The 14,672-nt window shown below is 48.0% G+C and carries 12 protein-coding genes; 5 read left to right on the forward strand and 7 right to left on the reverse strand.

The features are described 5' to 3' along the window. Positions 1 to 110: 110 nt before the first annotated feature. The 5 genes from parE to nudF all read right to left on the reverse strand — a co-directional run bounded on the left by parE (position 111) and on the right by nudF (position 4,497). Positions 111 to 2,006, reverse strand: coding sequence for a DNA topoisomerase IV subunit B (gene parE / locus BFC18_RS10475; protein ID WP_070125511.1), 1,896 nt, complete (start codon positions 2,004 to 2,006; stop codon positions 111 to 113). 112 nt (positions 2,007 to 2,118) lie between these two features. Continuing rightward, positions 2,119 to 2,703: a YqiA/YcfP family alpha/beta fold hydrolase gene (locus BFC18_RS10480; RefSeq protein ID WP_083273018.1), complete on the reverse strand. Its 585-nt coding sequence runs from the start codon at positions 2,701 to 2,703 to the stop codon at positions 2,119 to 2,121. After that, entirely contained in the window at positions 2,700 to 3,437 is a 738-nt protein-coding gene (locus tag BFC18_RS10485; RefSeq protein WP_070125513.1) for a metallophosphoesterase, read from the reverse strand. Before BFC18_RS10485 ends, BFC18_RS10480 begins: the two co-directional genes overlap by 4 nt. After that, positions 3,437 to 3,832 carry a DUF1249 domain-containing protein gene (locus BFC18_RS10490; protein WP_070125514.1) on the reverse strand — a complete coding sequence of 132 codons (396 nt, stop codon included), beginning with the start codon at positions 3,830 to 3,832 and terminating at the stop codon, positions 3,437 to 3,439. Before BFC18_RS10490 ends, BFC18_RS10485 begins: the two co-directional genes overlap by 1 nt. Before the next feature lie 38 nt (positions 3,833 to 3,870). Next, positions 3,871 to 4,497, reverse strand: a complete 627-nt coding sequence (nudF, locus tag BFC18_RS10495) for an ADP-ribose diphosphatase (protein ID WP_070125515.1) — start codon at positions 4,495 to 4,497, stop codon at positions 3,871 to 3,873. 246 nt (positions 4,498 to 4,743) lie between these two features. Between nudF and tolC the strand changes: the two genes are divergently transcribed. Next, the gene (gene tolC, locus BFC18_RS10500) at positions 4,744 to 6,120 is read left to right on the forward strand and encodes an outer membrane channel protein TolC (protein WP_070125516.1); all 1,377 of its coding nucleotides are present in this window, start codon (positions 4,744 to 4,746) and stop codon (positions 6,118 to 6,120) included. 80 nt (positions 6,121 to 6,200) lie between these two features. Here tolC and BFC18_RS21710 read toward each other — a convergent pair whose 3' ends face one another. Continuing rightward, the gene (locus BFC18_RS21710; protein WP_170826591.1) at positions 6,201 to 6,365 is read right to left on the reverse strand and encodes a hypothetical protein; all 165 of its coding nucleotides are present in this window, start codon (positions 6,363 to 6,365) and stop codon (positions 6,201 to 6,203) included. A 113-nt stretch (positions 6,366 to 6,478) separates the two neighbouring features. On the opposite strand from BFC18_RS21710, the gene BFC18_RS10505 reads away from it, so the two are divergent. Further along, positions 6,479 to 7,285 carry an ion transporter gene (locus BFC18_RS10505; RefSeq protein ID WP_070125517.1) on the forward strand — a complete coding sequence of 269 codons (807 nt, stop codon included), beginning with the start codon at positions 6,479 to 6,481 and terminating at the stop codon, positions 7,283 to 7,285. Between the two features lie 110 nt (positions 7,286 to 7,395). On the opposite strand, the gene prsT is transcribed toward BFC18_RS10505, so the two are convergent. Beyond that, positions 7,396 to 10,176: an XrtA/PEP-CTERM system TPR-repeat protein PrsT gene (prsT, locus tag BFC18_RS10510; protein WP_070125518.1), complete on the reverse strand. Its 2,781-nt coding sequence runs from the start codon at positions 10,174 to 10,176 to the stop codon at positions 7,396 to 7,398. Between the two features lie 184 nt (positions 10,177 to 10,360). Here prsT and BFC18_RS10515 point away from each other — a divergent pair, with 184 nt between their 5' ends. The 3 genes from BFC18_RS10515 to BFC18_RS10525 all read left to right on the forward strand — a co-directional run bounded on the left by BFC18_RS10515 (position 10,361) and on the right by BFC18_RS10525 (position 14,644). Continuing rightward, positions 10,361 to 12,097 (forward strand): DEAD/DEAH box helicase, encoded by a 1,737-nt coding sequence (locus BFC18_RS10515; protein ID WP_070125519.1) that lies wholly within the window; start codon positions 10,361 to 10,363, stop codon positions 12,095 to 12,097. A gap of 152 nt (positions 12,098 to 12,249) precedes the next feature. After that, positions 12,250 to 13,638: a siroheme synthase CysG gene (cysG, locus tag BFC18_RS10520; RefSeq protein ID WP_070125520.1), complete on the forward strand. Its 1,389-nt coding sequence runs from the start codon at positions 12,250 to 12,252 to the stop codon at positions 13,636 to 13,638. Between the two features lie 58 nt (positions 13,639 to 13,696). Then, positions 13,697 to 14,644: a hypothetical protein gene (locus BFC18_RS10525; RefSeq protein WP_070125521.1), complete on the forward strand. Its 948-nt coding sequence runs from the start codon at positions 13,697 to 13,699 to the stop codon at positions 14,642 to 14,644. Positions 14,645 to 14,672 lie beyond the last annotated feature (28 nt).

Consider the following 14,672-nt stretch of genomic DNA (forward strand, 5'->3'; position numbering starts at 1 on the left):
AGGGTGATTCAGGTTTCTTTCAACCTGACGGGTTTGCCAGCTTCGCTGGGCAAACAAAAAACCCGGTGATTAAACCGGGTTTTAAAAGATACCTGTAATGAATATTCGTTTTACGACACCACTTCTGCCATGTTGCCTTTGCTTTCCAGCCAGGTTTTACGATCACCGGAGCGCTTCTTAGCAAGTAACATATCCATCATTTCCAGCATGGACGTGTCATCGTCTATGGTAAGTTGCACTAAACGGCGTGTGTTAGGGTCCATCGTAGTTTCACGCAGTTGGAGTGGGTTCATCTCACCCAAACCTTTAAAGCGCTGAACATTCACCTTACCGCGTTTTTTCTCTGCTTCAATGCGGTCCAGAATGCCCTGCTTTTCGCTTTCATCCAACGCGTAATACACCTCTTTACCTATGTCGATACGAAATAACGGCGGCATGGCAACATATACGTGACCTGCATTAACAAGGGCACGGAAATGGCGCACAAACAGCGCACACAGCAGCGTAGCGATGTGTAGTCCGTCTGAGTCGGCATCAGCAAGAATACAAATTTTACCGTAACGTAAACCGGATAAATCGGAAGAGTCGGGATCGATACCCAGAGCAACGGAAATATCGTGGATTTCCTGCGAACCAAGTACTTGTGAGGAATCCACTTCCCAGCTATTCAGGATTTTACCCCGTAGCGGCATAATGGCCTGAAACTCACGGTCGCGGGCTTGCTTGGCAGAACCACCGGCTGAATCCCCTTCCACCAAAAAGAGTTCTGACTGGGAGATATCTTGCGACGAGCAATCGGTAAGTTTGCCTGGCAGCGCGGGCCCCTGTGTTACCTTTTTGCGGGCAACTTTCTTATTCTGGCGCAAACGACGCTGAGCATTACTGATACACATTTCAGCCAGCGCTTCGGCGATATCAGTATGCTGGTTCAGCCACAGACTAAACGCATCTTTTACCACACCGGAAACAAAGGCAGAGGCCTGACGGCTGGAAAGTCGCTCTTTTGTCTGACCGGCAAACTGCGGGTCCTGCATTTTGGTCGACAGTATGTAGGCACAGCGATCCCAAATATCGTCAGGAGACAGCTTAACGCCCCGAGGCATTAGGTTGCGGAATTCACAGAACTCGCGCATAGACTCCAACAAGCCCTGACGTAAACCATTAACGTGGGTCCCGCCTTGCGCGGTAGGAATAAGGTTTACATAGCTTTCCGTAACCAGTTCACCCCCTTCCGGCAGCCAAATTACTGCCCAGTCAGCCGCTTCCGTACTACTGGAAAACGCGCCAACAAACGGCGAATCTGCGGGTAAGGTTTCAAACTCCTGTACCGATTGATACAGGTAATCTTTCAGTCCATCTTCAAAGTGCCATTCGGTACTTTCGCCGCTTATCTTGTTATCGAAGCGAATGCGCAAGCCGGGGCATAATACCGCTTTCGCACGAAGGTTGTGCACCAGACGTGATACCGAGAATTTTGCCGAATCGAAATATTGCGGATCGGGCCAGAATCGCACCCGTGTACCGGTATTGCGGCGACCACAGGTATCGATAACACGCAATTCTTCAACTTTGTCACCATTGGCGAAGTCTATCTGATACACGTTGCTGTCGCGGCGGATAACCACTTCCACACGGGTAGACAAGGCGTTTACCACCGAAATACCTACACCGTGCAAACCACCAGAGAACGCGTAGTTTTTATTGGAAAATTTACCGCCCGCATGCAGTTTGGACATGATCAGTTCCACACCGGAAATTTTCTCTTCCGGGTGAATATCCACCGGCATACCTCGACCGTCGTCAATAACTTCCAGTGACTGGTCTTCATGCAGAATAACTTTAATATTAGTAGCATGCCCGGCCAGTGCTTCATCCACACTGTTATCAATCACTTCCTGACCTAAGTGGTTAGGACGCATGGTGTCGGTATACATGCCGGGACGGCGTTTCACCGGCTCCAGCCCATTAAGGACTTCAATCGCTTCGGAATTATACTGGTTCGACATAAGACTGCTTTTTAAAGAAAGACGCTAATTATTATAGACACTGGCGTGTCACGATTTTTATTCGATGTTAGCAGGCATCAAGGAGCCGGGCAATTCCTCAACGCGCACTGTTTTAGTGGCCGTCGAGAAATTCAAAGATGGCAGGCAGATGTTTGTCGTAGTCCACAAAGCTGTGGTCACCACCGTGTTCAATTACCAGACTACTGCGCGCATATCTTGCTCTTGCCTGACGGTAATCGAGTGTTTCATCACCGGTTTGCAATAACACCAGGTAGTTTTCCGGGTGCGCCAGCTGTTCATGCTCCAGCGCTTTCAGCACTGCCATGTCTTCTTTTACAATTGAAAACGGCTCGCGGGTATACGGATTAACGTGTTCACCAACAAAATCGATTAGCAACTCATAAGGACGCACTGCCGGATTGACCAATACCGCTTTACCGCCAAACTGTTCCACCAGCCAACTGGAAAGATAACCGCCCATGGAGCTACCAATGGCCCGTAAACCACCTTCTAATAACTGTGGATGATTCTTCAAATACGCTTTTAATTGCTCGCCCACTTCCGACGGGTAGTTCGATAGCTGAGGAATGTGCAACGTAATATCCGGGCGGTGTTCAGTACACCAAGCCAGCGTTTGCTGCGCTTTGACGGATTTTGGGGAACTTAAAAAACCATGCAGGTACAACACGTGGCTCACTGATCGACTCTCCTGATTGTTGATGTCCATTTGCCGTCGGGCGACAAGCTAATTTCTCTGAAACCTGGCGCCGCATCGTCAACAGCAAACTCGGGCGCTAAATCCCATTGCCAACAGGTAGACGGTACCGATACCACCGGCACACCCGCAAATGTAGTTTCAGTTTCGGCATGAATGTGGCCATGGATAATACCGGCAATTTGCGGGTAGTTCGACAGCCAGGCTTTCAGGGCATCGGCATTTTCCAGCAAATGCTTGTCCATCCAACTGTGAGTGATTACTGGGTTATGGTGTAGCGCCAGTAAATGACTGGCCTTCTGATGAGCAACAATATCATTACCCACCGCAGCTAACTCCTCGCTTTGCACTTTGCCTCTGGCGTCGACGAAACGGGTATCGAGGCCGTGAATACGCCACTCGCCTAACGCCCAGCTACTTCCCGCCTCTAGCACATTACCACTAAACGATGGCAGGAATTGGGCATTACTGTCGTGATTTCCCGCGATCACACGCCACGGACAAGCAGGTAAATAGCGGGTTATTAATGCAATAAAGTGCCCATAACTTTCGGCACTGTCATCACCACTAATATCGCCGGTTGCAATGAGTGCATTGGGTGGGTTTTCGGCTATCAGCGACAGCACCAGCTCCAGACTGTCATAAGGATTGATGTCGTAAAGCGCTTGGTGTTTGTCGGCCAGTAAATGGCAATCGGATATTTGAACGAGGCGCATTACACCGGCGCTGACACAGTCGGCTTATTTTTCATGCAGAATTGTAGCCACTCAGCGAGAAAGATATTAATCATCAGCTTTTCGTTGCGCTGACGCATTTTGTTGTTCGGGTATTCGTAAGACGGTGCAAAGGCCCCGGTATTTTGACTGGTGATCACTTCCGCCATACGCGCATCGTGATACAAACGCACCGACATCGATGGTTTCATATAATCCGGTGCGCCCGCGTTATTTTGTTCGATGGTGAGTGTAGAGGTGTATCTCGCAGACTCATCAATGCGGATCTGGTAGGTGAAGCGGTCGGCAATAGTAAATTGATAAACAAGCGTTTCGGTATCACAATCCGGCAGCAGCTTCATTAGACGGCTGTAATTCAGCTCGCACAATGCCTGCATGCTTGGTAAATGTGGTACGTATTTTCGCGTTGTCTGACTCAAACCTGACTCCAGTCTTTCAATAGCTTTTGTTTATGCATGAAGAACCATTGTAGCGCAATTATGGTTGCTGCGTTGTCAATGCGGCCATTTTCCAGCCATTCAAGGGCATCTTCTTCCGCAACACGATGTACGCGAATGTCTTCACCTTCATAATCCAGGCCGTGAATTCCGCTGGCTGTTATTGAATCAGCTGTGGCCATAAAAATATGAATACGCTCTGTGGTACCGCCTGGGCTGGCCAGATAACTCATTGCACGGGTCACGTTTTGCAAGGTAATACCAGCTTCTTCCTCGGCTTCACGACAGCAAACGTCGTGGATAGTCTCACCCTCATCGATCACTCCGGCAATTACTTCAATGAGCCAGGGATTATCGCTGGTTGCCAGCGCACCTATGCGAATTTGCTCAATAAGCACAAATTCTTTGGTGACAGGATCGTAGGGTAATACTGCAACCGCATGGCCGCGCTCAAAGATTTCTCGTTTAACGATATCACTCCAGCCTCCGGCAAAAAGTCGGTGCCGGAAGTCGTAACGCACCATCTTAAAGAACCCCTGATAAAGTGGGGTTTTTGCTTCAATCTGTATATCGTTTGAGTTAAATGTCTCGATTTTTTTGTTCATTTACATTCACTCTCGCATGTAAAAGACATATTATACTGTCCGAACTAATTTTAATCAGGCAGGCAATATTGAGGTTGTCTGGCAAATTCCACACTTTAGCTTATTAGCGGAAAGTGGTGGTAACATATTCTGTTACAGTTAAACATGCCCTGTTACCAGAACAGACTACCGGTTTACGAAGTGATTTCATACACTTCATTACATTATGAAAACGTAGGCCGTCAATAATTACAGGAAGGCACATTAATGAAACGAACACTCATCTCGTTGGTGGTTGGATTAGGTATCACCGCGGGTGTACCAGCAACGGCATTTGCAGACGACCTTTTACAAGTTTATCAACAAGCATTGGCAAACGATCCGGTGGTTAACCAAGCGAAAGCACAGCGTGACGCTGCATTTTCCGGCATCACCATCAGCCGTGCAAACCTGCTGCCGCAGATTTCAGGTACCGTTGGTTATACAACGTCATCATCTGAACGTGCACAATTCCTCGGCGAAGGTATCACCATGATCGATTCAGACAGTGACAACACCAGTTTTGGGTTGAATCTGTCTATGTCGCTGTATGATCACGCGAACTGGGTTGGTTTAGACCGCGCTGAAAAAGTGGCAGAGCAAAGCGATGCGCAACTGGCGTCTGCCATGCAGGAATTGATTGTTCGTGTTACTACTGCATACTTCGATGTTTTGCGTGCCAAAGACAATCTGGAATTCGTGAAATCCCAGAAAAGCGCCATTGGCCGTCAGCTGGAACAAACCAAACAGCGTTTCGAAGTGGGCCTGACTGCCATTACTGACGTGCATGAAGCACAAGCCAATTACGATTTAACCGAGGCCGATGAAATTCAGGCCAGCAACGCGGTTGAACTTGCTCTTGAAGCACTGCGCGTAATTTCGGGTAAATATCACGACAAGTTGTTTGAACTGAATACCGAAAAATTCTCTGCCACCATGCCACAGCCGGCCTCTCCAGAAGAGTGGCTTGACACCGCTGAAGAGAAAAACCTGGCAATGCTGGTGAATCGTTTAGCGATGGATATTGCTAAAGAAGACATCGCTTCAGCTCGCGCGGGGCATTTGCCAACGCTGGATCTGAGTGCATCTGCAGGTAAAGACAAAACGCACAGTACTACGTCAGTAGGTACTGAAGTCATCGACAACACCACGCCGTATCTCGACAGCTACAGCGTTGGCGTTCAGTTGAATGTGCCTATCTTCCAGGGTCTGCGTGTATCTGGTCAAACAGAACAAGCGAAGTTTAACTACATCTCTGCGAGTCAGGATTTAGAACTGACCTATCGCCAAACCGTGCAGTCTATCCGCAGTTCGTTTAACGATGTGAAAGCGGCAATGTCGACTATCCGCGCTTTAGAGCAAGCGGTTGTGTCTGCGCAAAGTGCACTGGAAGCAACGGAAGCCGGGTTTGACGTAGGTACACGTACTATTGTTGACGTACTCGACAGCACCCAAAACCTGTTTGATGCCCGTCGTAACCTGTCTGGCGCGCGTTATGACTTTATTCAGGCAGTAGTGAGCTTGAAACAAGCTGCCGGTACGCTAACCGCAATGGACATTGAAACCATTAATAAAGGTTTGCAGCCACAACAGTCCGAAGGCTGATACGAATTGAATTGAAAAAGCCGCTTAACGAACAATTTCGGCAAGCGGCTTTTTTATATGAGTTTCTCAGCGTGCTTAGCCTAAACGGCCTCACGCTGGCGGCCGGGAAGATTTTCCAGCAATTTGAGTAACTCACTCAATTCATTTTTCAGTGTGGCGGCTTGCTCTTTGCTGCGATTATAGTTTTCCAGTTTTTCACTGGTGTCTTTTAATTTTCCTTGCAAGCGTGCCAGAGAGTCATCCATTATACATTCCTCAAACAGTGTACTACTGCGTTCATTGTAGGAAATCACACCGCTTTTTTGAAACACTCTTGATTCTTAATTTTTATACCTTAGTAGTAATTTAGCCAACAAACATGAAAGCTTCTGAATTGCAAAACCGGTTTGAACGCATTCGTTCAAACAAAACTTTTGAAATATTTGTTATCTCCGTCATCGTCGTATCTGCACTACTTGTAGGTGCGAAAACCTACGACATGCCGCGGGGCTTTGCCTCTGTCACCCTGATCCTCGACTGGTTTATCAGTGCTTTTTTCCTCACTGAGATCACTATTCGTTTTCTGGCTGAGCGCCGCAAACTGGATTTCTTCAAAAGCTTCTGGAACTGGTTCGATACCATTATTGTTATTGTAAGCCTCATTCCTGCCGAAAGTACGGATTTGGCGCTGATTGGCCGACTTGTCCGGGTTTTCCGGGTACTGCGGATGATATCGATTATTCCGGAACTGCGAATTCTGCTGGTTTCATTGGTAAAAGCCCTGCCCCAGCTGGGTTACGTTATGTTACTGATGTTTATCATCTTCTACATTTACGGTGCCATTGGCAGCACCTTATTTGCACAAATCAATGAGGATTTGTGGGGCGATATCACCATCTCCATGCTCACCTTATTCCGTATCATGACGTTCGAAGATTGGACCGATGTGATGTACGAGACCATGGAAGTGTATTCACTCAGTTGGATTTACTATCTAACCTTTATCTTCTTATCAGCCTTTGCATTCCTGAATATGGTTATTGGTATTGTGGTAGGCGTAATGGAACAGGAAAATGCGGCGGCCAGACGAGAGGCCGCGGCTGAGAATAACGAACCCACTTTAGAAGACGTGATGGCTGAACTAAAGTCACTTCGCCAAACGGTAGATGAGATAAAGCAAAAGTAGGAATTCGCAACTTTCTAACTATACGCCTTTTTTATCTACACGCTTGAAAAACAAAAGCCCGCTAATACAGCGGGCTTTGTTATTTATGGTACGAGTTATGGTGGCTAGCGTTACAAGCTGTAGCGTACGCGCATACGTTCAGCTCGCTTTTTGCCGACGGCAGAAGTAAATTCCTGATTTTGAATTTTACGGCGGGCTACCTCTTTTCTTCCCATATCCAGCAACACCTGCACATAGTTGAGATAAACAGTATCCGACACCTGCTGATCGTTCACCACAGTCTCATAAAGCGACAGTGACTCTTCGTACTTATCTTGCTGCAATAGAATTTGTGCAAGGGTATCTAACGAATCGGCATTTTTAGGCTGCAGGCCTACAGCTTTGCGCGCCAACGGCAGAGCTTTATCTATCTCGCCGTCTTCGAAGTACAAATAAGCTAAGTTATTCAGCACCACGAAATTCTCAGGCGTTTGTTGCAAGATTTTCTCGTAGGTATCCTTGGCCGCGGCTTTATCTGTACCAATCTGCCTTTCAGCCTTCATCATCGCGGTGCGCACATCTTCAGGGTGCGCTTGTAAATGCTGCTCAAGGAATGCCGCCGCTTCATCATTTTTCCCAGATGCTTCTAATACCGCCATCATCAACATGGTATTCGGTGCATTAGGTTTCTCATTGTAAGCCGCGCGGGCATCTTCAAGCCCTTCGGCACCACGCCCTTCCAGCATAGCAATGCGCGCACTGATGCCGCGGACGAACGGGATAGCTCGCACATTATCTGGCATTTCCTGCAAAATCGCTTTTGCAGGTTTAGGCTGGCGTGTCATTGCCAAAAAGTGGGCCTTCAACAAACGAATTTGGCTATCAGGCTGCTTGGCCAAAAACGCATTTGCCAGGCTGAGGCCGTGGTTAAATTGCTGCAAAGAATCATCTAACAGCAATTTACCCAACACCGCGGTTTTATCTTGTGGATAGAGCTTTAACCACGCATCGTAATGTTCCACTGCGCCAACCACGTCATTCAGACGGATCAATGTCTGACCTTTCAGGTTCCAGTAAACGCGCGGTGTAGCGGTATTTTCCTCAACAGAAGAAAGCAGATTAATGACTTTCTTATAATCGTTTTGAGAAAACGCGATGCGGCCGGCAAGAATGCGTAAATCTAAGTTATCAGCATGTTTACCAATTTCACTGTATACCCGCTGCGCCACTTGCGCTTCGTCTGCTGCGTCCGTTTGCGTAGCCACGGTGTAAAGTACGGTCAGTGCTTTTGCATCATCGGCGTTGCCAGCCAAGATTTCATTGAGTACGACCACGGCCTCGTCAAATTTCTCTTCAGCCAAGAGGAATCGGGCCTCTACCAATTCAATTTCGGCAGAATCAGGGTTCAGTGACTTGGCTTTTTCTATCTGCGCCTGTGCAGTTTCTTTGTCGCCTTGCTTAAAAGCAATTTCTGCAAGAAACAAGTAAGGTGCATAGTCGTCAGGTACATTTTCCAACCACTGTTGGGTAGCGGCTTTTGCTTTATCAAGCTTGTTAGTACTGATATAGGCAGCAATAAGCGTACGTTGCGTCACTTTGTTGTCAGGCGCTTTTTGTAACGCAGATTCCAGATTCACAAGACCATCAATGTCATTAACCGAAAGCTGGAGAACACCGAGGCGAGCCAGATCATCTGCAGTTTCACTCATTTCTGACGACTTCTCGATCATGGCTTTTGCATCAACAACATTGCCTTGCTTAAGCAACTGATAACCAGCTTTAGAAAATAAAGACGCGCCAGCAGGCCCTTCAACGTCGACACGATTCAGTATTTCAGTAGCACTTTCACTTTCACCGACCTGCAGCAAACTGTCAGCTAACATGCTCAACGCAGGATGATCGGGCGGTAAATCGGGTGCCACTTCGGTGAGATAGTTATTCGCAGTAACAAAATCCTGCATCTGATAAGCAACATAACCGGCAAGCAGACGTAAAGCTGGATTGTTGTTGCCGTTTTGCATCGCCACCTGAAGATGGGTGGCTGCGGCTTCATAATCGCCATCGTTGGCTTCGATTACACCTTTATACTGGTTGAGTAGAGGATGTTGCGGATTAGCGTTCAGCAACTCATCAACCATTGGCCCCGCAGTTTGCGTGTCTCCTGCTTCAACCAGCAAAGTGATGTAAGCAAATTTAGTGGTAATGTCTTGAGGGTTATCTTTAACGTAATCACCGAAGGCGTCTGTCGCTAACGCTTTGTCGCCTTCAGCTAGGGCTAATTTGCCTAATTGCTGTAGTACATCTTTGTTGTTAGGGGACTGTTCTCGCAGAGCTTTAAAAGACGCCAGGGCAGCACTTAAATTCTGATTTATGATATCGCGGTAGGCGAGTGCCAGCCCTCGGTAAACCGAAGAGGTATCTAAAGTCTCCAAGTCATCAATAATGGCCAGTGCTTCTTCGCTTTTCTCTAACTGCGCCAAGGCCTGCAATTTATAAAAGCCAACCTCGGCAGATTCCACCGCTGTCATGCCCTCCGCACGATAATCAACATCGGCCAGCGCATTTTCAGCGCCGGTTTTCTGATAAGCAACGGAAATATAAGGAAGCACTTCAGAGGGAGACTGGCCAAAGTCTAAAGCACGGTTGAGTTCTTTCTCTGCGCTCTCGTAGTCGCCAATTTGTAGGTAGTACTTACCCAGTTCAAAACGTGGTAGTGCCGCTTTAGGGTCTTTTTTGATGGCGTTTTTGAATTCGATCAGTGCAGCGTCTTGGTCGTTAGCGGCGACAAATTGTCGCGCTGCATCAAGGTGTTCTTCCGTGGTTTTCTTACTGCATCCGCTCAGGCCGACGGACAAACAAGCTGCCACAGCCAGAGGTACTAAAATGCGTTTTCCTGTTTTGTTGTGATTCATCCTTTATACCTTTACTTTCTTGTTTGGTATTCCATGCCTATCTGGAATATAATACCTCTTTAGTAACGCGCCCGCGCCGCCTCAAGATGCATGATTCAGAGAAGATACATGATTCAGAGGTACCTCGGGTATTCATGCCGGCGTGTGCCGCGCCCGCCTCATTCATTATCATTCAGGATCATTAATGACCAATACTGTCGAGCTGACATTTAAAGACCTCAACCTACCAGAAAGCATATTACAGGCTCTGGAGAAAGTTGGCTATGAAAAGCCATCCCCTATCCAAGCTGAAAGTATTCCGCTACTTCTTGAAGGCCATGACCTGTTAGGTCAGGCACAAACAGGAACTGGTAAGACTGCGGCCTTTGCACTTCCAATGCTCGCAAATATCGACCCGGAAGCGAAGTTACCGCAATTGCTGGTGCTTGCTCCAACCCGCGAACTCGCCATTCAGGTGGCCGAGGCTTTTCAGGTTTATGCCAGTTTTTCAAAGAAAATTAAGGTGCTACCTGTATACGGTGGTCAGTCTTACGATAACCAAATTCGTCAGCTTAAGCGTGGCGTTCAAGTTGTTGTGGGTACGCCAGGCCGTATTATCGACCACATTAACCGTAAAACATTAAACTTAAGTGAACTTAAATTCCTGGTTCTCGACGAAGCTGACGAAATGCTGCGCATGGGCTTCATCGACGATGTTGAAACTATTTTAAGTCACTCTCCGGAAGAAAAGCAGACTGCGCTGTTTTCAGCGACCATGCCTGGGCCAATCAAAAAGATTACCCAGCGTTATCTGAAAAATCCGAAGCACGTTAAAATTGAATCAAAAGTATCCACGGCGAGTACTATTCGTCAGCGTTACTGTCAGGTTGCGCCGCACCACAAGCTTGAAGCGCTTACCCGTATTATGGAAGTTGAGCCTTTCGACGGCATGATCATCTTCGTGCGCACGAAAACAGCCACCGTTGAGCTGTCAGACAAACTGTCTGCCCGTGGGTATGACGTTGAGCCGCTAAACGGTGATATTCCACAGAATGCCCGTGAGCGTACTGTTGAGAAACTCAAGCAAGGTGCCATCGACATTCTGGTTGCTACCGACGTAGTAGCTCGTGGTCTGGACGTTGAGCGCGTAAGCCATGTTGTCAACTTCGACATTCCTTACGATACTGAGTCTTACGTTCACCGTATCGGCCGTACCGGTCGTGCCGGACGTAAGGGTGATGCGATCTTGTTTATCTCTCAGCGCGAAAAGCGTCTGTTGTTCGCTATTGAGAAAACCACCCGTCAGCCAATCGAGCAGATGGATATTCCTTCAATCAGTGAACTGAACCAGACTCGTCTGAGCAAGTTCAAGCAGGCGGTAGGTGAAGCGACGCAGGATGATTCTCTGGAATCACTGATGCCAATCGTAGAATCGCTGCAGCAGGAAACCGAAGCGTCTCCTGAAGTGCTGATTGCCGCATTGATCAAGCTCGCTCAGGGCAACGAGCCGCTGTTACTAAAAGAGTCAGACCGTCCGGATCTGCACAGTAAGCCGTCTCGTGAAGATCGCGGTCCTCGTGGTGACAGAGGCGATCGTGGTCCTCGTGATCGTGGCGACAGAGGTGATCGCGGAGACCGTCGTCAGCGTCGTGGTTCTAGCAAGCCAGAGTCTGGTATGCAGCGCTACCGCATCGACGTAGGCCATACTCATGGCGCCAAGCCGGGTAATATCGTTGGAGCAATTGCTAACGAAGGTAACATCAACAGTAAAAACATTGGTGCTATCGAAATCTACGACAAGTTCAGTACGGTAGACCTGCCGGAAGGCATGCCACATGAAACAAAAGAACTGTTGCAGAACACCCGAGTTGCTGGCCAGCGCTTATCGTTGCGCGAATGGTCAGACACGCCGCCGAAGCGTCGTCAACCTCGTAAAAACTAAGTATCAAAGGCAAGCGTAACGCTTGCCTTTTTTATATGCCTTTTAGAAATATAAATTCGCAAAACAGATTTTTTAATTTATAAAAACCACGTCAAAATAGCAGCCACGATAACCTGAACCGTTCAGGTCTGATTTCTGAGGATTTTCATATCATGCGTTACTTCCCGCTCTTTTTAGATACCAAAGACACGCACTGCCTGATTGTGGGTGCGGGAGAAGTAGCTGCACGCAAACTTGAGCTGATTTTAAAATCAGAAACTCAGGTCACTGTTATTGCGCCGTGGATGTGCGATACCGTAAAAGCCTATGCGCATGATCCTCGTGTTACCTTGGTTGAACGCGAATTTGCCGACAGCGACCTTGTTAACCAACAAATGGTATTTGTCGCCACCAGCGAATCTGACGTGAATCAGCATGTGCATGACATTGCCCGGGAAAAAGGGATTCTGGTTAATGTGGTAGATAACACGCCACTCTGTCAGTTCATTACGCCATCAATCATCGACCGCTCACCTATTGTGATAGCCATGAGCAGCGGCGGTGTTGCGCCGGTGTTGTTACGCTATTTGCGCCAGAAGCTGGAATCCGTGATCCCTGCGAATATCTCCCGTTTGGGCGCTTTTTCCGAAAAATTCCGTGAGAAGGTGAAAACCTCATTGAAGGGTGTGACCGCACGACGCTATTTCTGGGAAGATGTGTTAGACGGTGATATCGCTGAACTGGTTGAAAAAGGCCAGGATGAAAAAGCCGACGCCAAATTTCTGGAAGCACTGGCGGCAGCGCAAACCGAACAAAAGATTGAAGGCCAGGTTTACCTGGTGGGCGCAGGGCCGGGTGATCCAGACTTACTCACATTCCGCGCATTACGTTTGATGCAAAAGGCCGATGTGGTGGTATACGACCGCCTGGTTTCCCCTGCCATTCTGGAATTAGTACGCCGTGATGCCGAGAAAATCTATGTCGGCAAGGCTAAGAGTAATCATACCCTTCCCCAAAACGAAATTAACGAACTGATGGTACGTGAAGCGAAAAAAGGCAATCGCGTCGTGCGTTTAAAAGGCGGTGACCCGTTTATATTTGGCCGTGGTGGTGAAGAAATTCAGGAGCTCATCGAGCACGGTATCGAGTTCCAGGTTGTGCCAGGCATTACAGCAGCAAGCGGTGCCAGTACCTACGCCGGCATTCCGCTTACCCACCGCGACCACGCCCAGTCGGTGACTTTCGCTACGGGCCACCTGAAAGACGGGACAATCGACTTAAACTGGCCAGCCCTTGCTCATCAAAATCAAACCATTGTGTTTTATATGGGCCTGACTGGCCTGCCGGTGATTTGCGAAAAACTGATCAATAACGGGCTTAACGCAGATACCCCTATCGCGCTTATTGAGAAAGCCACCCGGGACGAACAAAAGGTGATCACCGGTACGCTTGCCGACATCACTGCCCATCCTCGACTGGAAGAAATGAAGCCACCAACACTTATTATTGTTGGCACCGTCGTGTCTTTACACAAGCAGCTAGACTGGTTTACGACACACTAGCTTTGTTAACCGCCCGTTTTATTCCATACTGTTATTGTTGAAGAAACGGGCCAAACACATGTATATACGCTTCCTGCTGAGTCTCGCGCTTTTTTTAATTGTTAACGCTGCCGTCGCAGAACAACTGAACTTCAAAAAAAGTCGCTTGGATGAAGGCCAACGTTTTGAATACAAGTGGCTAGACAGCGAAGGAACCTCCCGGCATATCGCCTTCACCCTCGACAATAGTAAATTGAGCACTGCGCCTACCGAGCAGAAAAACTATCGGCCAGAATTAGCCATGCGCTATGTTACCGTAGAGCTGTTGAAAGTAGCCCGTCAGTTTGATCCTCGAGATGCTAATGTAAAAATCCGCCAGCAGGGCGATACTGTTCTAACCAATGTAAAAGCCCGTAGTGAAGAAAAACTAAAAGTCATTCAAGGGCAGTTAGCCCTGGCCAAGGATCAGGCCTACGACGACTATCTCGATAAACACTATTTTACTCGCTATCGTACGTTTTTTAATGAAGAAGCCATAAAGCCCGACCATGTGCGTTACATGAAAGAGATGACAGAGTCGCTCATTCCTCTCTCTCAGGCATTTTATGAGCAAGTGAATACCCAGGCCGACGCCCGTGAATATTTTAATCTGTTACTGAGCTGGGTGCAGAGTATTCCATACGATGCGCTTGATAACCGCGCGCAGAGTAACGGTTCTGGCTTTGCGCCGCCCATTCAGTTACTGAATGAAAACCGCGGCGACTGCGACAGCAAATCAGTGTTAATTGCTTCGATTGCTCGTGCTTTTCTTCCCGATACGGCCATGGTGTTGGTGCTGCTACCTGAACATGCGCTATTGGGCATTGCACTGACGCCGAAGAAAGGCGAAGCAACATTGAAAGCAGATGGCAAAACCTATGTGTTGATAGAGCCCACCGGCCCGGCGCTGTTTAAATTTGGCGAAATAGCAGAGTCGTCCGCAAAAGAAATTGCGAAGGGGTTGTATACACTCGAGGAGATTCAATGAACGATGCCCGATGCAACGAGGTACAACC

Origin of the sequence: Alteromonas confluentis (assembly GCF_001757105.1) — a bacterium.
GTDB lineage: Bacteria > Pseudomonadota > Gammaproteobacteria > Enterobacterales > Alteromonadaceae > Alteromonas > Alteromonas confluentis.